The following is a 22,053-nucleotide window of genomic DNA, read 5'->3' as shown; positions in this document are numbered from 1 at the left end:
TTCAGACCCGGGACCGGTACAGCCCGAACTCCGCGATCCGTACGGCCCCTCGCGCCCCGGTCACCCGCACCCGCCACCGCCGGGCCCGCACGGCGCCGGGCAGCAGCAGGATCCGGCTCGCTCCGACGACCCCCGCCCGGGCCACCTCCGCCCAGTGGCCGTCGCGATACGCCTCCACCACGAAGCTCTCCACCTGCTGCCCGTACCGGATGTCCTCCGCCAGCCGGACCCGGTCCACCTCCCGCTCCCGGCCGAGGTCGACGGTGACCCGGCCCGGTGAGGTACTGGTCCGGGCGCCGTCCGCCAGGTCCTCGGGCAGTTCGCGGTCGATCCGCTCGCGGAACTCCCGCAGGCGCGTGACATCGGCGGCGGGCAGCAACCCGTCGGTGTCCGGCGGGATGTTGAGGAGCAGCACGGAGTTCCGGCCGACGGACCGGAAGTAGATGTCCGTCAACTGCTCGACGCTCTTGGGCCGCTGGTCCGGGTGGTGGAACCAGCCGTCCCGGATCGACACGTCGCACTCGGCGGGCCACCACTGGAGGTAGTCGGCGACCGGCCGCGCCGCGACCAGGGCTTCCCGGCTGCCCATGTCGGGGGCGTCGTAGGAGAGGGCGTAGTCGGTCCGCCCGTAGTCCTTCTCCTGGACGGGGACGACGCTCCATTCGTCCTCCCGGGCCAGCCCGCCCTCGTTGCCGACCCAGCGGACGTCCGGCCCGGTCACGGCGACGACGGCGTCCGGGGCGAGGGACCGTACGAGGGTGTACCAGCTGTCCCAGTCGTACTTCTCGACCTTGTCCGGCGGGATGTGCCCCTGGGCTCCGTCGAACCACACCTCGTCGACCGGGCCGTACTCGGTGAGCACCTCGTAGAGCTGGTTGAGCATATGGGCGCCGTAGTCGGTGGCGGGGAGCGTGTACGAGTGGGGCGGGGTGCGGTCGTCGCCGTCGACGAGGGTGGGGATCGTGCGGTCGGCGCGGGCGCTGCCGTTGGCGTACACGCCGTGCAGATACTGGTTCTCGTCGGCGGGCGAGATGTAGACGCCGACCTTGAGGCCGTGCCGCCGCATGGAGTCGGCGAAGTCGCGCAGGACGTCACCCCGGCCGTCGCGCCACGTGCTCGACGCCACCGTGTGGCCGGTGTAGCGGGAGGGGTGGAGGACGAAGCCGTCGTGGTGCTTGACGGTGAGGATGGCCAGCTTGAAGCCGCCGTCCCGCAGCGCGCGGGCCCACTGGTCGGTGTCGAGGGCGACCGGCTGGAAGACGTCCGGGTCCTCGTCGCCGGTGCCCCATTCCAGGCCGGTGAAGGTGTTCACGCCGAAGTGCAGGAAGGCGGTGCGCTCCAGGCGCTGCCAGGCGATCTGCCCCGCGGTGGGGCGTACCTGGGAGGCCTTGCGGACCAGGTCCTCCGGGCTGTCGTCGGGACCGACGGGGATGCGGCTGCGACGGGGGTCCGGCGGGGCCGCCAGTGCGGGTGCCGTCATGCCGGCGGTCGTGGCGAGGACGGCGGCTGATGCGACGAACACGCGTCGGGACACGGCCATGGCGACGACTCCTCAGGTCAGATGCCAGACGGCGGGGGTGCGCTGATCGGGCGGGTACTGCGCGAGCCGGCCGTCGTCCGTCACGCTCACCGTCATCCGGGTGATGGCGTTGACGAGCCGGTGGCCGCCTCCGCCGGCCGGCTCCAGCGCCCAGCGCTGGAGGGTGGCGGCGGGATCGCAGGTCTGCGGCGTCACCTCGGCGCCCGGCTGGAGGGGCACGTTGAGCGTGAGCTTCCCGCCCCGCACCTCCAGGCAGCCGTCCTGGGTCCGCAGGGTGACGTAGCCGTCGGCCGTGCGCTGGAGGGAGGCGGTGAACGACCGGCCGGAGGTCCGGACGGTGTACGTCCCGTCCGGGACCGGCACCCGGGTCAGGTCTCGGAAGCCGGGCGTGTGGCCCACGGCCGTACCGCGCGCGGTGAACCCGTCGTACGTGGCGTCGGGATGCGGATCGCCCCAGGTGGCCTGCGCGATGTGCCGCAGGGCCGGCCACAGGGCGACGGCGACCTCGTTCTCGGTCTCCCCGCGGCCGTTGTCGGGCCAGAGGCTGATCTTCGCTCCGGCGATGCCTTCGCTGGAGGTCAGCTTCTCGCCCTCGAAGCCGCGCGGGTCCCAGGCCTGGTCGTACAGCGCCTCGGTGTCGGTGTGGAAGCCGCCGCGGACGAGGTAGAGCGCGTACGCCGCGTTCATCAAGGGGTAGCCCTCGGCGATGAGTTCGCTCGGCTTGACCGCGACGTTCAGCCAGTGCTCGACCGTCGTACCGGCCGTGACCGGCACGGTGTTGGCGCCGGTGAGCCCGTCGTTCCAGATGCGCAGCCGCTTGCCCTGGGAGGCCGCGTAGGCGTGGACGCGGTTGACGAAGTCGACGAACGCGTCCTGGGGTGTGGCGTTCGGGCCGTACTTCTCCCGCGCGTACTTCAGGACCTGCGGGTACTTGGCGAAGTCGGAGCCGAGCATGTACTCGTCGGCGCCCATGTGCCAGTCCCGCCCGGGGAAGACCTCGGCGTACTCGTCCATCAGGCTCTTGTAGTAGGCGAAGGCCTCGGGGCGGGTGATGTCCAGCCGGGAGGGCTGCTTGGTGCCGTCCGTGTCGGTGAGCTGGAGGTCGGGGCGGTTCTCGATCCACGGGTCCATGTGGCCCGGGGAGTTGATCTCGGGAACGATCTCGACGTGGTACTTCTTGCCGAGCGCGACCAGCCGGCGGATCTCGTCCTTGGTGTAGTAGCCCCAGGTGTTGGCCTCGGGGTGGGCGTTGCTCTTCACCTTCAGTTCGAGGAGCAGCTGGTTGAGCTTGTGGTACGCCATCTCGCGCACCAGGTTCTCCAGCCAGGGCAGCGAGACATGGACGTAGCAGGCGCAGACGCCGACGCCCCGTTCCTTGTAGCGCGGCACGTCGACGGTGCGTCCGGCGGGGACCCGGTCGCCCTGGGCGAGGAGCTGGAGGAGGGTCCGGGTTCCGTAGAAGGCGCCGGTCTCGGTCGCGCCGGTCACCGACAGCCGTCGGCCCGCCTGGAGTTCGTAGCCCTCCGCGCCGAGCGAGGATCTGCCGGGCCGGATGTCGATAACGATGTCACCGGCCCGGGCTCCGCCCCCTACGACGGGGACCGTGCCGTGTCCGGCCGCCCGGAGGTCGGCGGCGAGGGTGCCGGCGACCCGGCGCTCGGCTCCGGTGTCCGCCACCAGCCGGGTGCCCCGGCCGTAGGAGTAACTCCCGGATCCCGGGGACCAGTCGGTGAGGGCGGGCACGGTCACCGGTGTCCGCGGCTCCTCGCGCGCGACCGCGGGGGTCGCCGGTGCCGCCGTGACGAGCAGCGCCAGCGCCGCCAGGACTCCGGGCCACCACCGTCGCCGACTTCCGCGCTCCGTCATGCGACTCCCCATTCATCGGATGTCTGATCATTGAGCTGGCGTCGACGACTGTCAATGGGGCGTGCAGACATGAAAGTTGAGCCATTGATCGGATGTCCGGGGCGCATGGGGCGTACCGAGGTGCGTCATTGGGCCGGTGACCTCGACGTGCGCCCCCGGCCGGTGCACAGTTCTCCCTACGTACTCGCCAGTAAGCCCGTTGCTCTCCCCTCCCGAGGAGCCTCCGTGACCAGTTGGGCCGGCCGCACCGCCGCCGCGATATCCGCCGCCGTCCGCGAGAAGCGGGTCACCCCTCGCGAGGTGGTCGCCGAGCACCTCGACCGGATCGAGCGGTTCGACGGCCGTGTCGGGGCCTTCCGCACGGTGCGTGCCGAGGCGGCGCTCGCCGAGGCCGATGATGTGGCCGCGCGCGGCGACTTCGCCGACCTGCCCCTGGCCGGGGTGCCGGTGGCCGTCAAGGACAACCTCGGCGTGCGCGGCGAGTCCCGGCGCGTCGGCTCGGCCGCCACACCCGACACCCCCGCGGCGGAGGACCATGTGACGGTGGCCCGGCTGCGGGCGGCGGGCGCGGTGGTGGTGGGGCTGACGAACGTCCCCGAACTGTGTGTCTTCGGCACGACGGACGGCGTACTGGGCACCTCCCGCAACCCCTGGGACCCGACGCGCTCGGCGGGCGGTTCGTCGGGCGGCAGTGCCGCCGCGGTCGCCGCCGGGATGGTGCCGATCGCCCTCGGCAACGACGGCATGGGCTCCCTGCGCATACCGGCCGCCAACTGCGGCCTCGTCACCATCAAGCCGGGACACGGAGTGATCCCGACGGGCGACAGCGACTGGTTCGGCCTGTCGGAGAACGGGCCCCTCGCCACGACCGTCGAGGACGCCCGTCTGGTGCTCTCGGTCCTCGCCGGCACCGGGCCCGAGCCGGGATCCGAGCCGAGCGCCCTCCGGGTCGCCGTGTCGCTGCGCAGCCCCCTGGCCGGGGTGACGATCAGCCGGCCGTACGCGGCGGCTGCCCGGGAGGCGGCCGAGGTGCTGATGAAGGCGGGCCATCAGGTGCGGCGCGCCGACCCGCCCTACCCGATGTCACTCCCCCTGACCTCACTGGTCCACTGGACGGCGGGCACGGCCGCGGACGCCCAGCACCTCGACCGGCGACTGCTCACCCGCCGCACCCGGGTCCACGCCACCCTCGGCCGGCCCCTCGTGGGCACGGCACGCTCCGGGGCGAGCCGGGAGCAACTGCGCCGGCGGCTGGAGCCCTTCTTCGCCGAGTACGACGTGCTGCTCACCCCCGCGCTCGCCCGCCGCTCCCCGAAGGCCGCGCCCTGGCACGAGCGGGGCTGGCTGCGCAATGTGCTGGCGAACACGAACTACTCGCCGCTGACGCCCGCGTGGAACCTGACGGGCTGGCCCGCCATGTCCGTCCCCTGCGGAACCCTCCCCTCCGGGGCCCCCTGCGCCGTGCAGCTGGTGGGACGCCCGGGCACGGAGTCCCGACTCCTGTCCCTGGCCGAGCAGTTGGAGGAACGAATCCCGTGGCGGCGTACGGCGCCGGTGAACTAGAGTCGGCAGGGTGACTGCCGGGTCGGCCGTAGGCCATGCACGAGTGAGGCGCCCGGCCTCGGAGTGAGCGCGGCGGGGGTGACCCCGCCCGGGCCCGTCCGAGAGCCGGAGAGGGCACGCGCCCCGCCTCTCGTCTCCGTTTTCCCGTCCCCCGCGCCGCTGCGGCGCTTCACCACGGATCCCGGACCCCGGAGACGAACCCACTCATGTCCTACGCACAGCACACGCCGCCCGCCCTGCCGACCACCGTCGCCCACCTCGACCACACCGCCGTCTTCGCCTCGGACCGCCGGTTGTCGGCGGAGTTCCTGGCGGCCGTCCTGGGCCTGGAGGTCGGTGCCCCCTTCGGGCCGTTCCTGCCGGTCGACCTGGGCAACGGCGTGACCCTCGACTACTACGAGAAGCGTGACGAGCCGATCCAGTCCCAGCACTACGCGTTCCTCGTGCCCGAGGAGCGGTTCGACGCCATGATCGGCCGCCTGGAGGCGCTCGGGGTCACCTACTACGCCGACCCCAGCCACACCGAACCCGGCCGCGTCAACGACCTCTTCGGCGGACGCGGCGCCTACTTCGACGACCCGGACGGCCACAACATGGAGATCATGACCCGGCCCTACGTCCGCCCCTGACCTCCCTGAGGGCCGCCCGGGGGCGCCGATGTCCTCGCGGGATCTCTAGAGCGCGCGGTACATGATGTGCAGCCCCACCCGGCCGTGCCGGGGATGGTCGAACGCCTCCGGCACCGTGCCGAGGATCGTGAAGCCGAGGGAGGTCCACAGCCTCACGGCCGGGTTGGTCTCGACGACGGCGTTGAACACCATGCCCCGGTAACCGGCGGCCCTGGCTTCGGTCAGGAGGTGCCCGGCGAGGGCACGGCCGTAGCCGCGGCCGCCCTGGCCGGGGTCGACCATGAAGCCGGCGTTGGCGATACGGGCGGCGGGGCCACCGTAGTTGGGGGTGAGATAGGCGGAGGCGACGACACGACCGACGGCGTCCTCGACGACATAGACCCGTTTCGCCGGATGCATCCACAGGACCCGGGCCTCCTCCTCGGAGGTACCCGGGTCCCATGCGTAGGTCTCGCCCGCGGCGACGATGTGGTGCCAGAACGGCCAGATGCCTGGCCAGTCGTCAGCCGTTGCTTCCCTGATCAGCATGGGCGCGAGTCTGGCACGCCCATGCGCTCGGCGAACGTGGAGGGGGTGCGCCCTTGGTCAGTCGACGCTGGGCAGGATGTGGGGCTCTGCGAGGTCCTCCTCGTAGCCCGCGAGGCGGATCGGGGCCGACCGGGCCCACACGTCAAGGCTGCCGAGCTCGTCGGCCCGCCGGCCGGCGCGCTCGCCGCGTTCCTTGGGGCGCTGATCTCGATTCGTCTTCTCCGGTGTCACCGCGCACTCCTTATGTGTCGGTCACCCTCGGGACGCACGCGCCGCTCCCTGCTGCGCCTGACGCCCGTATGGGTCTCATGTCAAAAGCAGTTCGGACGCGGTGGCGCCGGTCGACTCACGGGAGAGCAGGCGGTGGTGATCCGGCGTGTCCCATGACGGACCGTGGGTGTGGGTAGGACCCCGTACTGCTGTCCGTCCGGACCAGATTAACCAAATGAGCGGGCCCCCGCTCGATGGGGCTGAAAACGACCGGTAACAATCGCGCGTCATCTGGCGTTCAACTCGGGTTTAGACGCAGATTCGTTCACTTATGGGCGATTTGAGCACCACCCGAACGGCGTACAAGGGCGTAGACGCTTTCGATACGGCCGCGCAGTTCAAGTGCCGTTGGCTGAGTCGAAAGCTCGCCATGATCTGCTGCCGCACGGCAACGGCTGTCTCGCAGGAGGACTGACGCATGGAGCTGCGCAGCGTCGAGGAGCTGATGGATCTGCTGTACACCTGCCGGGGCACCAGGGAAGCCCCGGACCGCGACCGCCCGCCGGTCGACCTCCACGACCACGCGCTGCGGACCGCCGCACTGCTGCGCCGCGGCCGGCCGGCCGACAAGGAGCTGCAAGTGGCAGGCCTCGTGCAGCCCGTCGGCGGGCTGCTGTGGCCCGGCGATCCGGCCGCGCGCGCCGACCAGGCGGCCCACGCGGTGCGCGCCCTGCTCGGCGAGCGGGTCTCCCGACTCGTGCGCCGGTGCCCCCGCCGGGACGCCGTCGCCGACGACGACCTGCTCACCCTGCGCCAGGCGACCGAGGAGGGCCGCACGGCCGGGTTCGACGCCGGCGTCCTGGAGGACTGGCGCACGGTGCTGGACCTCCTGGCGGCGCGCAACTCCCGTCTCGGGGCTGTCGACTGACGGCGCGTCATGAGACCGTACGCCGATGGTGTCGTCGTCGTACGGACTGCGGGGCAGAGTCGCCGTGATCACGGGGGCGACGCGCGGGATCGGGCTGGCCGTCGCCCGGCACCTGGCGAACGCCGGAGCGCTGGTGTGCGTGACCGCACGGGACGCCGACGAGGTACGGCGCACCGCCGAGGAACTGGGCGGCATCGGACTCGCGGGCGGTGTCGCCGACCCCGGCCATCCCCGGCGCCTGACCGAGCTGGCCCTGCGCGAGTTCGGCCGCCTCGACATCCTGGTCAACAACGCGGCGACCAACCAGCCGTACGGGCCGCTCATGGAAGTCGCCCCCGAAGCCTGGAGCGAGGCCTTCGCCGTCAACGTCGAGGCACCGCTGCGGCTCGTCCAGTGCGCGTGGCGGGCCTGGATGTCGGGACACGGCGGCACGGTGGTCAACGTGTGCACGGAGGGCGCCGGGCACGTCGGCCCGAACGTGGGCGCGTACGGCACGAGCAAGGCGGCACTGCTGCATCTGACCCAGCAGCTGGCAGGCGAGCTGGGGCCCCGGGTACGGGTGAACTCCGTCTCCCCCGGCCTGGTTCGCACCGAGATGGCCCGCTTCGTATGGGAACCGGGCGAGCGCGAGGTGGCGGCCGGGCTCCCGCTGGGGCGGATCGGGGAGCCGGAGGACATCGCCCGGGCGGTGGCGTGGCTGGCGTCGGACGCGGCGGAATGGGTGACCGGGGCGGACCTGGTGGTGGACGGGGGTACGCGGGTGCGGGCGGCACTGCAACCCCCTAGGGGCGCGGGGAACGGCGCGCCCGACCACCCACCACCCGCAGACGCCTCACCCGGCTCCGCCTACCACTTACCCGACGCGTAGTCCTTCAGAAAGACCCCGTACAGATCCTCCCCCGCCTCACCCCGCACGATCGGGTCGTACACACGCGCCGCCCCGTCGACGAGATCCAGCGGCGCATGGAAACCGGCCTCCGCAAGCCGCAGCTTGTCGTAGTGGGGCCGCTCGTCCGTGATCCACCCGGTGTCGACCGAGGTCATCAGAATCCCGTCGGCCTGGAACATCTCCTGGGCACTGGTCCGCGTCACCATGTTCATCGCGGCCTTGGCGGCGTTCGTGTTCGGATGTCCCGCACCCTTGTACCCGCGCCCGAAGACCCCCTCCATCGCCGAGACGTTCACGACGTACGCCCGCCCGCTCGCCGCCTTCTTCGCGGCCTCGGCCATCGCCGGGCGCAAGGCGCTGATCAGGATGAACGGCGACGTGTAGTTGCAGAGCTGGGTCTCCAGCAGCTCCACCGGGGAGATCTGGTCGATCGTCTGCACCCAGGTGTTGGAGTCGACGACGTCGGGGACCAGACCGCCCGCGTCGATCGCGGTGCCGTCGAGGTGCCGCTCGACGCTGGCGTTGCCCGCGACCAGGGCGAGGTCGGCGACCTTCTGCGCGTCGAGGCCGCTGGTGCCGAGCGGCAGCGCGGCGATGCCGTCGACCGCGCCGGAGTTGAAGGCGCCGATGACGTGGTGGGCGGGGAGTTCCCCGGCGGGCAGCGGGGCGCTCTCGCCGTCGACCAGGGCGGCGTAGGCGGAGGGCAGCCGGCGCACGGTCTGCGTCGCGTTGTTGACGAGGATGTCGAGGGGGCCGGCGTCGGCGACCTGCTCGGCGAGGGCCACGGCCTGGGCCGGGTCGCGCAGGTCGATGCCGACGACCTCCAGGCGGTGGATCCAGTCCGCCGAGTCGTCCATCGCCTTGAAGCGGCGGATGGCGTCCTTCGGGAAGCGCGTGGTGATCGTGGTGTGCGCGCCGTCGCGCAGCAGCCGGAGCGCGATGTACATGCCGATCTTGGCGCGGCCGCCGGTGAGCAGGGCGCGCTTGCCGGTGAGGTCGGCGCGGACGTCGCGCTTCTCGCGGTTCACCCGGGCGCAGTCGGGACAGAGCTGGTGGTAGAAGTAGTCGACTTCCACGTACCGGGCCTTGCAGGTGTAGCAGGAGCGCGGGCGCTGGAGTATCCCCGCGATCCTGCCCTCCTCGGTGTTCGAGGAGGGCAGCAGACCCTCGGTCTCGTCGTCGATGCGCTGGGCGGAGCCGGTCGCCGTGGCCTCCGTGACCGCCTTGTCATGGGCGGTCTTGGCGGCCCGGCGCTCCTGGCGGCGGCGCTGTTTGACCGTGCGGTAGACGCCCGCGGTGGCCCGGCGCACGGCGACGGCGTCCGGGTGGTCGACCTCCAGCTTGTCGAGTTCCTCGAGCACGCTGAGGCAGACGGCCAGCCGCTCCGGGTCGATGCCGGGTCCGTACGAGAGCCCGCTCGCCTCGTCCATGGCCTGCGGGCCGTCCTCTGTCACCGTCATCGCCGCTGTCGTTCCCTGCTCTGCCGTCGCGGCGCGCCGGTCGCGCCCGCATTCGAAGGGCGAATTTTACGGAGCGCCGGGCCGGACCGCCAAACCCGCGCCTGATCAGGACTCGCAGGCCGTGATCAGCGTCCGCACCTCCTCCGTGATGGCGGCGGCGAACCGGTCGAGGTCGGGGACGGCCTCGGCGTCGGCGACGAGCCCGTAGTGGACGCTGCCCCGGTACGTCGAGACCGCCACCGCCAGGGAGTGGCCGGGGGGCAGCGGGGCGAAGGGGAACGCGGCGGTGAGCGGGTGGCCGCCGAGTTTCAGGCCGAGGCTGGGCAGGGGCACGCTGGTCACCAGGATGTCGAACCAGAGCCGTGCCGCCTGGCCGACCAGAGGGCCGCCGAGCCGGTGGGCGAGGGCGGGGACGTGGTCGGCGAGCAGGGCGACGGCGCCCGCGCCCCGGTTGGGGCCGGCGTCCTTGTTGCGGTCCATGGCGGTGCGGACCGAGGCGAGCCGCGCCAGCGGGTCCGAGTCGTCCACCGGAAGCCGTATCAAGTAGCCGGAGAGCCGGTTGCCCTGGGGGTAGGCGGTGCGCGGACGGCGCTTGGAGACGGGGATCAGGGCGCGCGGCGCCACGCCCTCACTGCCGTCGCCGCGCTCGTCGAGCCAGCGGCGCAGGGCGCCCGCGACGACGGCGATCAGCACGTCGTTGACGGTGCCGCCGACGGTCTTGCGGACGCGGTGCACGTCGTCGAGGTCGAGCACCACTCCGGCGGTGCGGCGGGTGCCGCTCGGCTCGCAGGTGAGCGCGGGGGTGGAGCGCACATCGAGGGAGGAGCGGGCGACGGAGGCGCCGATGTCCAGGGCCCGGGACACGTCGGACAGGGCGCCGCGCACCAGCCCGGGCAGGTCGCGCACGTCCGGCAGCAGAGGGCGCGGGGGCGCGGCGGGGCGGGGCCGGGGCGCCGGCATGTCCATCGGGTCCATGAGGCCCGCGGCGAGGGTGAGTGCCCGGAGCCCGTCGGCCAGGGCGTGGTGGAACTTGAACAGCACCGCGAAGGAGTCCCCGTCCTCGCCGGGCAGCACATGGGCCTCCCAGGGCGGCCGGCCGCGCTCCAGCGGACGCCCCATGAGCCGGCCCGCCGTCGCGTGGAAGTCGGCGGTCGGGGCGTGCAGCCGGACATGGTGCTGGGAGTCGAAGTCCGGGTCCGCTTCCCGGGCCGCGCCGCCGAAGGCGTGCGGCCGGCGCAGGGCCGAGGGCAGCGGCTGCCACACGTCGCGGATGCGCATGCGCAGTCCGGGGACGTCGGCGGCGCGGTCCGCGAGCAGGTCCGCGGCGCGGGCGCCCGCGGCCGGCGAGTGGGCGGGGAAGATCCCGAGCGCCCCGAGGTGCATCGGGTGCTCGGCGGACTCGAGGTTCCAGAACGCCAGGTCGAGAGGAGCGAGCAGGTCAGCAGTCAAGGGCTTGCCTCGCGTCGACGACGGGTGGGTCAGTAGTCAACCGCCCTCAGCCGATTACGGTCAAGTACGATCACGCTACGTACAGTTAACAGCAGATTAAGTCCCGCCCCGACGAAGAGGGGCGGGACTTATGGTGCATCTGCCGTCAGTTCAGCACAGGTCGCGGCGCCGGGCACCCGGTGGGAGTCACCCGGGAGGCGTCACGGATCAACGCCTCGTGCGCCGCCTTGAGCCGGGCCGTGTCCGGTTTCAGCGCGGCTCGGTCGTAGGTGAGGAAGCCGTTCAGCTCACCCTCGACGTCCGCGATCTGGGTGTACACGGCACCGTTGCTGCCCCGGCAGACCAGGGACCTGACCTCGTCGAGCTTGGTCAGATAGTCCTCGGTGTAGGTGGCCGGGTCGACGTCGACGTACGACTGCTGCACCGACCAGGCATGGCCGGGCACCGCGAGGCCCAGGCCGCCGTACTCGCCGCTGACCAGGGCACGCTCGCCGTCCGGGCGCGGTGGCAGGGCCGGGCTGGGGTAGCCGTGCTCGTCCATGAGGTCGCCGGTGCCGCCGTCGGCGCCGAGGTTCAGCCCGGACTGGCCGTTGACCAGCCGGGTGGGGTCCCACGCCTTGGCCTGCTCGGCGACCCGGCCCACGTCGTACTGGCCCCAGCCCTCGTTGAAGGTCACCCACATGACGACCGACGGGCTGCTGATGTGCTCGTCGATCATCTCCTTCATCTCGCGCTCGTACCGCGCGCGGGAGGAGGCGCTCGGGTTCACCCCGGCCGTCATCGCGGGCATGTCCTGCCACACCAGCAGCCCGAGCCGGTCGGCCCAGTAGAACCAGCGGTCCGGCTCGACCTTGATGTGCTTGCGGACGGAGTTGAAGCCGAGCCGCTTGTGCGCCTTCAGGTCGTAGGCGAGGGCCTCGTCGGTGGGCGCGGTGTGCAGGCCGTCCGGCCAGAAGCCCTGGTCGAGGGTGGCCATCATGAAGACCGGCTCGCCGTTGAGGACCGTGCGCGGGACGCCGTTCACCTTCTCGACGGCGATGGAGCGCATCCCGAAGTAGCTGCCGATCCGGTCGGCGCCGACCTTCACCTTGAGTTTGTAGAGGAAGGGGTCGTCGGGGGACCACAGGTGCGGGTCGCGCACGGTCAGGGCCAGCGGGCTGCCGGTGCGGCCGCTCGCCGTGGCGACCTCGCGCTTCCCGTCGTACGCCGTCGCGGTGATCGGTACGCCGTCCCGGACGCCCCGGGCCTGAACGGTCAGCTTCTCGCCGGCCACGTCCGGGGTGAGCTCGAGGGAGTCCGCGTGGTCGCGGGCCACCGGCTCCATCCAGACCGTCTGCCAGATGCCGGAGGACGGGGTGTACCAGATGCCGCTGGGGTCCAGGCGCTGCTTGCCGAGCGGCGGGTTCTCGCCGGATGCCGCGTCGGTGGGGTCGTAGACGCCGACGATCAGTTCCTGGGTGCGGCCGGGCTTCAGCTCGTCGGTGATGTCGGCGGTGAACTTGTCGTAGCCCCCTTCGTGCTCGGCCACCTTCCTGCCGTTGACGTACACCTCCGAGCGCCAGTCGACGCCGCCGAAGTTGAGCTTGAGCCGCTTGCCGGAGCCGATGTCCCAGTCACGCGGGACCGTGAAGGTGCGGCGGTACCACATGCGGTCCTCGTGCCGTTCGATGCCGGAGAGCCGGGACTCCACCGGGTACGGGACGAGGATGCGCTCCTTCAGGGTCTTGCCGACGGGCGGCTGCTCGCCGGGCTCGGCGGCGGCGAACTGCCAGCGGCCGTTGAGGTTCTGCCAGGCGTCCCGGGTCAGCTGCGGGCGCGGGTACTCGGGGTGGGCGTTGCCGGGCCCGACCTCGTCGGCCCAGCGGGTGCTCAGCTGGTGCGTGGAGCGGTTGGGGCCGCTGCTCCAGAACTCCTTGACAACGTTGCCGTCGGTGTCGGAGAGACCGCCCTGACCGTCGTAGCGGATGTCGGCGGTGCCGCGGGCCGTGCCGGTCTTGTTGCCGACGACCGGCTCGTCGAGGGCGACCAGGAGGGAGGTGGGATCGGACGGGTCGGGTCGCGCCGCGCCCAGGGGCCACTCGGCGCCGCCGATCACCGCCTTGAGGTGGTCGGTGAAGCCCGCCGGGGGTGCGGCCAGGGGCTGGGCGAAGTCCAGCTTGAGCGTGCGGCCGGTGAACTGGACGGTGGCCGCGAGGGCTCCGTCGTAGTCGAAGCCGTCCGGGAGGCGGAAGGCCGACTGCGGGACGGGCTCCTTGGCGCCGCCGGGCGGGGTCCAGCGGAGGTGGAGGTTGGAGCCGCCGTAGTGCTCGAAGTACTCGACCTTGATGTCGTAGGCCTTGCCCGCGGTCAGGTCCACGGGCTGGGCCGTCTGTTCGCGGTCCCAGTCGTCCACCCAGTGGTCGATGACGGGCTTTCCGTCGATCCAGAGGCGGAAGCCGTTGTCGCCGATGACCGAGAAGGTGTGGGGGCCGGTCTTCTCCGGGACGATCTTTCCGGTCCAGCGGACGCTGACGTCGTCCGACCGGCCGGTGGTGAAGTTCAGGCGCGGCTCCAGGTTGTCGAAGTCGAGGTCCTGGTCGAAGGTCGTCGCCTCGAGGGTGTGGAAGTCGAAGGCGCCGGGGGCGGAGTGCGTGTAGTACTCACCCTTGAGGCCGTGGATCTCGGCGGGGTCGTCCGCCAGGGCGGGGGCCGCGGTCAGGCCGGTGAGGGCGAGGAACGCGGCGAGCAGTAACGCGAGCCGGTTTCTGTGGGGTCCGGTACGCACGGAACCTCCGTTTACAACGATGTCATGTGCGGGCGCAGGCATGACAACACGGATTCCGCTCTTCGTCCAGAGGCAGGACAAAGTCCCGGGCGGGACCTCGTCAGGTGACCAACTGCCCCTTCCCCAGGGCGATGACGCCGCCCTGGGAGACCGTGTACAGCTCGGCGTCCCGCTCCGGGTTGACGCCGATCGTCGCGCCCGGCGGCACCTCGACGTTCTTGTCGAGGACGGCGCCCCGGACCACGGCACCCCGGCCGATGTGCACGTTGTCGTGCAGCACGGAGCCCTGCACGACGGCCCCCGGGTCCACCACGACACCCGGCGACAGCACGGACCGCGTGACCTGGCCGCGCACGAGGCAGCCCGCGCTGATGATGGACTCGCTGGCGATGCCGCCGGCGTTGAAGCGGGCCGGCGAGAGCTGGTACGAGTGCGTATAGATGGGCCAGCTGCGGTTGTACAGGTTGAAGGCCGGGCGCTCGGCGATCAGGTCCATATGGGCCTCGTAGTAGGCGTCCAGCGTGCCGACGTCCCGCCAGTAGCCCTGGTCGCGGGTGGTCTCGCCGGGCACGTGGTTGGCGCTGAAGTCGTAGAGCGCGGCCTCGCCCCGGTCGGTGAGCTGGGGCAGGATCGAGCCGCCCATGTCGTGCACGGAGGCCTCGTCCTCCGCGTCCCGCCGCAGCGCCTCGATGAGGGACTTGGTGGTGAAGATGTAGTTGCCCATGGAGGCGAAGACCATGTCGGGGTCGTCCGGCAGACCGGGCGGATCCGTCGGCTTCTCCAGGAAGCGCTCCACCGTCTGGCCGTCCGAGCCCGGCGTGATCACACCGAACGACGAGGACTCGGTGCGCGGCACCCGGATCCCGGCCACCGTCACGCCCGCGCCGCTGTCGATGTGCTGGGTGAGCATCTGGCGGGGGTCCATGCGGTAGACGTGGTCGGCGCCGAAGACCGCGACGTACTCGGGGCGCTCGTCGTAGATCAGGTTCAGCGACTGCAGGATCGCGTCGGCGCTGCCCAGGTACCAGCGCGGGCCGAGGCGCTGCTGGGCGGGCACGGGTGTGACGTAGTTGCCGAGCAGGTTGGACATCCGCCAGGTGGTGGTGATGTGCCGGTCCAGCGAGTGCGACTTGTACTGCGTCAGGACGCAGATGCGCAGGATGTCGCCGTTGACGAGGTTGGACAGCACGAAGTCGACCAGGCGGTAGGTGCCGCCGAAGGTGACCGCGGGTTTGGCACGGTCCGCGGTCAGCGGCATCAGGCGTTTGCCCTCGCCGCCGGCCAGCACGATTCCCAGGACCGAAGGACCACCACGACGCATGGCCGCTCCCCTCACGCCGATTTCCCGATGCCTGCCCCTGAGCGGGACGTGCTAAGCCTGTTTCTGGATCTCCTCGTAGAGCTGGACCGTGCGGCGGGCCACCGCGTCCCAGCCGAACTCGCCGACCGCCCGCTCCCGCCCGGCCACGCCCATCCGCCCGGCGGTCTCCGGGTCGCCCAGGACGGTGTCCATGGCCCGGGCGAGACCCGCCTCGAAGTCGTCGCCCGCCGGGACGAGCAGGCCGGTCCTGCCGTCGTCCACGACCTCGGGGATGCCGCCGACCGCCGAGGCCACCACGGGCGTGCCGCAGGCCATCGCCTCCAGGTTCACGATGCCGAGCGGCTCGTACACCGAGGGGCAGACGAACAGGGCGGCGTGCGTGAGGAGCTGGATCACCTCCGGGCGCGGCAGCATCCGCGGAATCCAGAACACGCCGTCGCGGACCCGGCTCAGCTCCCCGAACAGCTCGCGGAACTCCTGGTCGATCTCCGGCGTGTCCGGTGCTCCCGCGCACAGCACCACCTGCGCGGCCGGGTCGATGTCCCGCACCGCGCGCAGCAGGTGGGGCACGCCCTTCTGCCGGGTGATACGGCCGACGAACAGCACATACGGACGGGAGCGGTCGAGTCCGATCCGGTCCAGGGCGTCCGTGCCGTGGTCGGGCCGGTAGAGGCTGGTGTCGATGCCGTTGTGCACGACATGCACCTTCTCCGGGTCCAGGGCCGGGTAGCAGCCGAGGATGTCCTCGCGCATGGCCCCGGACACGGCGATCACCGCGTCAGCGGCCTCGATCGCGGTGCGTTCGGCCCAGCCGGACAGCTCGTAGCCGCCGCCGAGCTGCTCGGCCTTCCAGGGGCGCAGCGGCTCCAGGGAGTGGGCGGTCATCACGTGCGGGATGCCGTACAGCAGCTTGGCGAGGTGGCCGCCGAGGTTGGCGTACCAGGTGTGGGAATGGACCAGCTCGCGGCCCTCCAGGGCGGCGGCCATCGCCAGGTCCACGGAGAAGGTGCGCAGCGCGTCGTTGGCGCCGTCCAGCGCGGACCAGGGCCGGTGGCGCCGCACGCCGTAGGCGCGGCCCTCTCCCCAGCAGTGCACGTCCAGGTCGACCAGGTCTCTGAGCTCCCGGGCGAGGAACTCCACATGGACACCCGCACCGCCGTACACATCCGGCGGGTACTCCCGGGTCAGCAGTCCCACTCGCACCCGCAACTCCCTGCTCTCAGCGGCCGTTCCCTTTCATGGTCACCCAGATGGGGCGTGTGGGGAAGAGCGGGGCGGCTTCGTGAAGCAACAGTCGCCGCAGACGCCCCCGCCGGGCACCCGGTAGTACAGGCAGCAGCTGCGGCGCCGGAAGGCGGTGCCGGTGAGGGTTCCGGTGCCTTCGAGCAGGGGATGCGCGAGGAGTTCCGCGGCCAGGGACCGGGCCCGGGCGGCGGTGTCCGCACGGTCGTGCCGCCGGGCCCAGCGGTCGAGTTCGCGGGCGGCGCCCGCCAGCGCGGAGGCGGCGTTCCCGCGCAGCAGGCCGGGGGCGAGGCGGTAGCGGGTGCGCAGGGCCGCCGCCAGGGGTTCGAGGTGGCCGTCGAGGACGGTGTCCGCGAGAGTCGCCGCGCCCGCCTCGGGGAGCGGCCGTACGTCCGTGAGCCACAGGTCGTCGGGGGCGCTGCCGTCGGCGTCCCAGTGCAGCAACCGGGCATCGAGGTCGGGGACGCTGCCGTAGAGGACCGCGCAGCCGAGCGCGACCGACCAGAGTCGGGCCGCGAGACCGAGGTGGGCCACGGACGCCGCGATGCGCGGCTCCGGGGCGTTCAGGGCGCCGGCCACCTTGCGAACGCGAAAAATCAGGGGATTTCCGTACACGTCCGGTGACGTTTCACGGTAGGCCTGTGCGAGAGTGGGAAGAGGCCTGGCCGCCGCTCCTTCCGTGCGCAGCACGAAGAAGCCGCCGAGCGGGCGGAGTACGGCGAGGTCGGGGTCGAGGTCCACGAAGACCAGTAGTACCAAGGCCCCTAGGGGATGCGACCCGGTGACCCCGACCGTGGTCGCCCACCCTGGGGATGATGGTGCTCCCCTCGTACTCCATCGGCAGTAGGACCCAATGAGTGCTCAGGGACGACGACGGGAAGACCTGGACACGGCAGGGTGTTGGTCATGAAAGCCGACCTTTCGCCGCGCCGGGCTGATTGCCCCCGCCTGACGCAGAGGAGCAGCCGATGAGCGCCCTCGCGTTGTCCGTCCTGCTGTCGCTCGTGTCCGCCGTCGCATACGCGGGCGGGGCGATCGTGCAGGAGCGGGTGGCGGAGTCCTCGCCGGGCGAGCAGTACGCTCCGCTGCGCCGGCCGGGCTGGTGGGCGGCGGTCGGGCTCAACGGTCTCGGCGGAGTGCTGCACGTGGTGGCGCTGGCGTACGGTCCGCTGAGCCTGGTGCAGCCGCTGGGCGCGCTGACCATCGTGGTGGCCCTGCCGATGGCGGCCCTGTTCGTCGGCCGCAAGGCGGGTGCCACGGCCTGGCGGGGCGCGATCATGGCGACGGTGGGGCTCGCCGGTCTGCTGTCCCTGGTCGCCGCGGCCGACGCGCGGTCGCTGGACACGGCCCAGCGGGTGGCCGTGGCCGTCGTGACCGCCGGTGCGGTCGTGACGCTGATGATCGCCGCCCGGGCCGCGCACCGGCACCCGGCGGTCCGCAGCATGCTGCTGGCGACGGCCTCCGGTATCGCGTTCGGTATGTCCTCGGTGTTCACCAAGACCGTGGCGGTCGACTGGACCGGCGGTGTGTCGGCGGCCGACGTGCCCTCGCTCGCCGTGATCGGCGTCCTCGCCACGGCAGGGATGCTGCTGTCGCAGGCCGCGTACCGGGGCGCCGGCCTCACGGCCCCGCTGGCCACGCTGACGGTCGTGAACCCGGTGGTGGCGGCCGCGGTCGGCATCACGATGTTCGGAGAATCCTTCCGCTACGGCACGACGGGCACGGCGCTCGCCCTGAGCTGTGGCGTGGTGGCGGCGGGCGGTCTGATCCTGCTGACGACGGAGCGGCTCGCGCAGGACCAGCCGGAGGAGAGCAGGGCGGGGAGTACGGCGGGCACGGTGCCCGAGCCCGCCGGGAGCGGACGGGGTCGGCCGGAGCCGGTGGGTGCCGGGTTCTCGTCCGGGTCCGCGCCCCAGGGCACGGGTGATTCGGCCGGGACGGTCGGCAGCCGGGCCGGGAGCGGGAGTGCGCTGCGCGAGACGGTGAGGGCGTCGCCCGTCGGTGTGGGCACGCTGGCCGGGGCGGTGAACGCCTCGCCGGAGATCCCCGGGATCGGCGTCGTGTCCGAGACCGAGAGGGCTTCGCCTGCCGCGGTGGGCAGCTTGGCCGGGGCCGTGAACGCCGCCTCGCCGGAGCCCGGGAGCGCCCCGCCGGCGATCGTGGGTACACCGCCCGCGGCTGTGAATGCGCGGCCCGAGACGCTGGGCGTCGGGGCCGCCGGGGCCGCCGGGGCCGCCGGGGCCGCCGGGGCAGTGAACGCCTCGCCGGAGGCCCGGAGCACTCCGCCCCGGGTCGGCGTCCTGGCCGAGACCGTGGGTGCGCCGCCCGTCGCCGTGGGGGTGCTGCCCGTAGCCAGGGGCGTGATCCCCGAGACGCTCGGCGTCGGAGCGGCGAGCGCGGGGACGGGCGACCGTGGCGGGGCCGGTCGCGGCCGGTCCGGGGACGCGTCGGTGCCCGTGCCCCGGTCCCTGGCCTCCGAGGAGCCCGAGGCCGCCCCGGACATCCCGTACGAGAGCGGGGAACTGCCGGTGTCCTCGGGCCCCGGCGAACGCCGCCCGCTCTCCTACGTGCCCTTCCACGGCATCCCGTACGTCCCGCTGCCCACGGTCGACCGGCACCGCACGCGCGTCAGATCGTGACGCCGCCGGCCCTGAGATAGGCCACCGGGTCGACGTCCGAACCGAAACCGGGCCCCGTCCGCACCTCGAAGTGCAGATGCGGGCCCGAGCTGTTGCCGGTGGAGCCGGAGCGGCCGATGCGCTGGCCGGCGGTCACCGTCTGCCCGTCCCGCACGGAGATCGCCGACAGGTGGGCGTACTGGCTGTAGCGGCCGTCGGCGTGCCGGACCACGACCTGATAGCCGAAGGAACCGCCCCAGCCCGCGCTGACGACACTGCCCGCCGCGACCGACCTGATGGACGTGCCCGTGGGCACGGGGAAGTCGACGCCGGTGTGGTAGCCCTTCGACCAGGACGAGCCCGCCTTGCGGTAGGGCGTTCCCAGGGAGCCGCTGACGGGGGCGACGAGGCCCTGCCGGGCGGTCGACCGTCCGGCGCGGTCCTTGCTCTCGTCCTTGGCGCGCTCCTTGGAAGGTTCCTTCGCACGGTCCGGCTTCTTCGGTGACGGCTTCGCCGCGGGGGCCGGCTGGGCCGCGGGGCGCGTCTTCGTGGCGCCCTCCCCCTGCAGCGCGAGCCGCTGACCGGGCACGATCAGGTCGGGGTCGGCTCCTATGGCCGACCGGTTGGCGGCGTACAGGCCCCGCCAGCCGCCGCGGACCTCCTGGTCGGACGCGATGCCGGAGAGGGTGTCGCCCCGGACCACGGTGTACATCTCGGCGTTGCCCGCCCGGGACTGCGGCGTGGACTGCGGCCGCACGTCCTCGATGGAGGTCTTGGGCTTCTTCCGCGCGTCCTTCTTGCCGTCCTTCTTCGTGCTCCCGGAGGCCGGCCGGATGTCGGGCTCGCCTCCGCCGCGGGTCAGTCCGGCCCGTTCCGAGCAGACCGGCCAGGCGCCCGGGCCCTGCCCGTCGAGCACCTTCTCGGCGACGGCGATCTGCTGGTCCTTGGTGGCCAGGTCCGCGCGTACCGCGTAGGTCCGGCCGCCGTAGGCCTCCCAGGTGGACTGGGTGAACTGCAGACCGCCGTAGAACCCGTTGCCGGTGTTGATGCTCCAGTTGCTGGTGGACTCGCAGGCGGCGACCTTGTTCCAGGTGTCCACGTCCGCTGCCTGGGCGGCGCCGGTGCCCATGAACGGCAGTGCCATGCCCGCGCCGCCCGCCGTGACGGTGAGTGAGGCGCGGTTGATCCTGTTCGGCTGATACCGGCGGTGCCGGCCGCGTACGGCCATCGGGTGCCCCCCTAGACATGCGTCAGGAGGGGCAAAAGTAAGCGCTGCGAACCGGCCAGAACAAGACGGCTATCAGCCGCCCGGGCGCCCAAATGGCCGGTATGAGGCCCCTGTTGCGCGACGTGCGCCACGGCGGTGCATCGCGTACGCCACCCCGTGCGCGGGTGCGACGTGCGCGGGGACGCGTACATCGACTGAGCGCGACGGGGCTTTCGTGCGTATCACGCTGCGCGACGTCGTACGACCCGCGCGTGCGGACGAAGTAGCGGCACGTCAGGATGGTCGACGGGGGCATGCTGGTGGACACCACCCGCAGCACCGATACCGAGGTCTTTAGGAGCCAACCGAATGAGCAGTACAGCGCAGATCGGCGTCACGGGTCTCGCGGTCATGGGCCGCAACCTCGCTCGCAACTTCGCCCGCAACGGCTACGCGGTGGCGGTGCACAACCGGACGCCCGCGCGCACGCGCGCCCTCGTCGAGGAGTTCGGCGGCGAGGGGGACTTCGTCGCGTGCGAGAGTGCGAAGGAGTTCGTCGCGGCGCTGGAGCGGCCGCGGCGCCTGGTCGTGATGGTGAAGGCCGGTGACCCGACGGACGCGGTGATCCAGGAGTTCGCCCCGCTGCTGGAGCCCGGCGACATGATCATCGACGGCGGCAACGCGCACTTCGCGGACACCCGGCGCCGGGAGCGCGAGCTGCGCGAGCAGGGCATCCACTTCGTCGGTATGGGCGTCTCCGGCGGCGAGGAGGGCGCGCTCAACGGGCCGAGCATCATGCCGGGCGGCCCGAAGGAGTCGTACGACTCGCTGGGCCCGATGCTGGAGAAGATCTCGGCGAAGGCGGCCGACGGTTCGCCGTGTGTCTCCCACGTCGGTCCGGACGGTGCCGGGCACTTCGTGAAGATGGTGCACAACGGCATCGAATACGCGGACATGCAGCTCATCGGCGAGGCGTACCAGCTGCTGCGCGATGTCGCCGGCTACTCCCCCGCGCAGATCGCGGAGATCTTCCGCACCTGGAACCAGGGCCGCCTCGACTCCTACCTGATCGAGATCACGGCCGAGGTGCTGTCGCACGTCGACGCGGAGACGGGCAAGCCGTTCGTGGACGTGGTGGTGGACCAGGCCGAGCAGAAGGGCACCGGCCGCTGGACGGTCCAGATCGCCCTCGACCTGGGCGTTCCGGTGTCCGGTATCGCGGAGGCCGTCTTCGCCCGCTCCCTCTCCGGCCACGCGGCGCTGCGGGAGGCCTCGCGCGGGCTGGCCGGCCCGAAGGCCAAGGCGCTCAGCGAGTCGGAGGCGCGGGCCTTCGCCGACCGGGTGGAGCAGGCGCTGTACGCGTCGAAGATCGTGTCGTACACGCAGGGCTTCCACGAGATCGACGCGGCCCGCGACGAGTACGGCTGGGACATCGACCTCGGTGCGGTCTCCGCGCTGTGGCGTGGCGGCTGCATCATCCGCGCGGCCTTCCTGGACCGGATCCGCTCCGCCTACGACACCCGGCCGGACCTGCCGAGCCTGCTGTCGGACGCGACGTTCGCGCAGGAGATCGCGGACGCCCAGGACGACTGGCGCGAGGTGCTGATCGCCGCGACCCGCGAGGGCGTGCCGACCCCCGGCTTCGCCGCGGCCCTCGCCTACTACGACGCCCTGCGCGCGGAGCGGCTGCCGGCGGCGCTGACGCAGGGGCAGCGGGACTACTTCGGTGCGCACACGTACCGCAGGGTGGACCGGGACGGTTCGTTCCACACGCTGTGGGGCGGGGACCGGTCGGAGGTCTCGGCGTAGGCACTTGCCGCTGAGGCAGAGATGAGGGGC

General features: G+C 72.2%; 16 protein-coding genes and 1 pseudogene. 6 read left to right on the top strand and 11 right to left on the bottom strand.

The features are described 5' to 3' along the window. Position 1: 1 nt before the first annotated feature. Both ACFT4A_RS36400 and ACFT4A_RS36395 read right to left on the bottom strand, forming a co-directional pair. The gene (locus ACFT4A_RS36400) at positions 2-1,540 is read right to left on the bottom strand and encodes an alpha-L-fucosidase (protein WP_382839247.1); all 1,539 of its coding nucleotides are present in this window, start codon (positions 1,538-1,540) and stop codon (positions 2-4) included. A gap of 12 nt (positions 1,541-1,552) precedes the next feature. Beyond that, complete coding sequence (locus tag ACFT4A_RS36395) at positions 1,553-3,406, bottom strand: family 20 glycosylhydrolase (protein WP_382839244.1); 1,854 nt, start codon at positions 3,404-3,406, stop codon at positions 1,553-1,555. Between the two features lie 225 nt (positions 3,407-3,631). On the opposite strand from ACFT4A_RS36395, the gene ACFT4A_RS36390 reads away from it, so the two are divergent. After that, a complete protein-coding gene (locus ACFT4A_RS36390) occupies positions 3,632-4,969 on the top strand; it encodes an amidase (RefSeq protein ID WP_382839242.1) in 1,338 nt (445 codons plus the stop codon). Positions 4,970-5,175: 206 nt separating this feature from the next. Further along, positions 5,176-5,598, top strand: a complete 423-nt coding sequence (locus tag ACFT4A_RS36385) for a VOC family protein (RefSeq protein WP_382839239.1) — start codon at positions 5,176-5,178, stop codon at positions 5,596-5,598. 45 nt (positions 5,599-5,643) lie between these two features. Here ACFT4A_RS36385 and ACFT4A_RS36380 read toward each other — a convergent pair whose 3' ends face one another. Next, entirely contained in the window at positions 5,644-6,126 is a 483-nt protein-coding gene (locus ACFT4A_RS36380) for a GNAT family N-acetyltransferase (protein WP_382839236.1), read from the bottom strand. A gap of 57 nt (positions 6,127-6,183) precedes the next feature. Continuing rightward, complete coding sequence (locus tag ACFT4A_RS36375) at positions 6,184-6,357, bottom strand: hypothetical protein (RefSeq protein WP_189722517.1); 174 nt, start codon at positions 6,355-6,357, stop codon at positions 6,184-6,186. 457 nt (positions 6,358-6,814) lie between these two features. Between ACFT4A_RS36375 and ACFT4A_RS36370 the strand changes: the two genes are divergently transcribed. Both ACFT4A_RS36370 and ACFT4A_RS36365 read left to right on the top strand, forming a co-directional pair. Next, the gene (locus tag ACFT4A_RS36370) at positions 6,815-7,264 is read left to right on the top strand and encodes a hypothetical protein (RefSeq protein ID WP_382839232.1); all 450 of its coding nucleotides are present in this window, start codon (positions 6,815-6,817) and stop codon (positions 7,262-7,264) included. Positions 7,265-7,292: 28 nt separating this feature from the next. After that, a complete protein-coding gene (locus ACFT4A_RS36365) occupies positions 7,293-8,132 on the top strand; it encodes an SDR family oxidoreductase (protein ID WP_382839322.1) in 840 nt (279 codons plus the stop codon). Here the strand turns inward: ACFT4A_RS36365 and ACFT4A_RS36360 are convergent. The 6 genes from ACFT4A_RS36360 to ACFT4A_RS36335 all read right to left on the bottom strand — a co-directional run bounded on the left by ACFT4A_RS36360 (position 8,111) and on the right by ACFT4A_RS36335 (position 17,148). Continuing rightward, positions 8,111-9,613: an SDR family NAD(P)-dependent oxidoreductase gene (locus ACFT4A_RS36360; protein WP_382839230.1), complete on the bottom strand. Its 1,503-nt coding sequence runs from the start codon at positions 9,611-9,613 to the stop codon at positions 8,111-8,113. The two genes, ACFT4A_RS36365 and ACFT4A_RS36360, sit on opposite strands and share 22 nt — an antisense overlap. A 105-nt stretch (positions 9,614-9,718) precedes the next feature. After that, complete coding sequence (locus ACFT4A_RS36355; RefSeq protein ID WP_382839227.1) at positions 9,719-11,062, bottom strand: wax ester/triacylglycerol synthase family O-acyltransferase; 1,344 nt, start codon at positions 11,060-11,062, stop codon at positions 9,719-9,721. Between the two features lie 145 nt (positions 11,063-11,207). Continuing rightward, positions 11,208-13,826, bottom strand: a complete 2,619-nt coding sequence (locus tag ACFT4A_RS36350) for a PA14 domain-containing protein (protein WP_382839225.1) — start codon at positions 13,824-13,826, stop codon at positions 11,208-11,210. A 100-nt stretch (positions 13,827-13,926) separates the two neighbouring features. Next, on the bottom strand, positions 13,927-15,147 hold the full coding sequence (gene glgC / locus ACFT4A_RS36345; protein WP_382839222.1) for a glucose-1-phosphate adenylyltransferase: 1,221 nt from the start codon (positions 15,145-15,147) through the stop codon (positions 13,927-13,929). 51 nt (positions 15,148-15,198) lie between these two features. Further along, the gene (glgA, locus tag ACFT4A_RS36340; RefSeq protein ID WP_382839219.1) at positions 15,199-16,350 is read right to left on the bottom strand and encodes a glycogen synthase; all 1,152 of its coding nucleotides are present in this window, start codon (positions 16,348-16,350) and stop codon (positions 15,199-15,201) included. Between the two features lie 39 nt (positions 16,351-16,389). Next, complete coding sequence (locus ACFT4A_RS36335) at positions 16,390-17,148, bottom strand: (2Fe-2S)-binding protein (RefSeq protein ID WP_382839216.1); 759 nt, start codon at positions 17,146-17,148, stop codon at positions 16,390-16,392. A gap of 209 nt (positions 17,149-17,357) precedes the next feature. Here ACFT4A_RS36335 and ACFT4A_RS36330 point away from each other — a divergent pair. Beyond that, positions 17,358-18,189 (top strand): annotated as a pseudogene (locus ACFT4A_RS36330) (DMT family transporter); the annotation flags it as partial. Positions 18,190-19,017: 828 nt separating this feature from the next. Here the strand turns inward: ACFT4A_RS36330 and ACFT4A_RS36325 are convergent. Further along, positions 19,018-20,235, bottom strand: coding sequence for a transglycosylase family protein (locus ACFT4A_RS36325; protein WP_382839214.1), 1,218 nt, complete (start codon positions 20,233-20,235; stop codon positions 19,018-19,020). A gap of 348 nt (positions 20,236-20,583) precedes the next feature. Between ACFT4A_RS36325 and gndA the strand changes: the two genes are divergently transcribed. Beyond that, entirely contained in the window at positions 20,584-22,023 is a 1,440-nt protein-coding gene (gene gndA / locus ACFT4A_RS36320; protein WP_382839211.1) for an NADP-dependent phosphogluconate dehydrogenase, read from the top strand. Positions 22,024-22,053 lie beyond the last annotated feature (30 nt).

Source organism: Streptomyces sp. NPDC057099 (genome assembly GCF_042671245.1).
GTDB classification, from domain to species: domain Bacteria; phylum Actinomycetota; class Actinomycetes; order Streptomycetales; family Streptomycetaceae; genus Streptomyces; species Streptomyces purpurascens.
This window is presented reverse-complemented; position numbering and strand designations above follow the sequence as displayed.

Coding starts and splice junctions, on each gene's coding strand:
- ACFT4A_RS36400 (WP_382839247.1), bottom strand. CDS start 1,540: ATGGCCGTGTCCCGACGCGTGTTCGTCGCATCAGCCGCCGTCCTCGCC.
- ACFT4A_RS36395 (WP_382839244.1), bottom strand. CDS start 3,406: ATGACGGAGCGCGGAAGTCGGCGACGGTGGTGGCCCGGAGTCCTGGCG.
- ACFT4A_RS36385 (WP_382839239.1), top strand. CDS start 5,176: ATGTCCTACGCACAGCACACGCCGCCCGCCCTGCCGACCACCGTCGCC.
- ACFT4A_RS36380 (WP_382839236.1), bottom strand. CDS start 6,126: ATGCTGATCAGGGAAGCAACGGCTGACGACTGGCCAGGCATCTGGCCG.
- ACFT4A_RS36370 (WP_382839232.1), top strand. CDS start 6,815: ATGGAGCTGCGCAGCGTCGAGGAGCTGATGGATCTGCTGTACACCTGC.
- ACFT4A_RS36360 (WP_382839230.1), bottom strand. CDS start 9,613: ATGACGGTGACAGAGGACGGCCCGCAGGCCATGGACGAGGCGAGCGGG.
- glgC (WP_382839222.1), bottom strand. CDS start 15,147: ATGCGTCGTGGTGGTCCTTCGGTCCTGGGAATCGTGCTGGCCGGCGGC.
- ACFT4A_RS36325 (WP_382839214.1), bottom strand. CDS start 20,235: ATGGCCGTACGCGGCCGGCACCGCCGGTATCAGCCGAACAGGATCAAC.
- gndA (WP_382839211.1), top strand. CDS start 20,584: ATGAGCAGTACAGCGCAGATCGGCGTCACGGGTCTCGCGGTCATGGGC.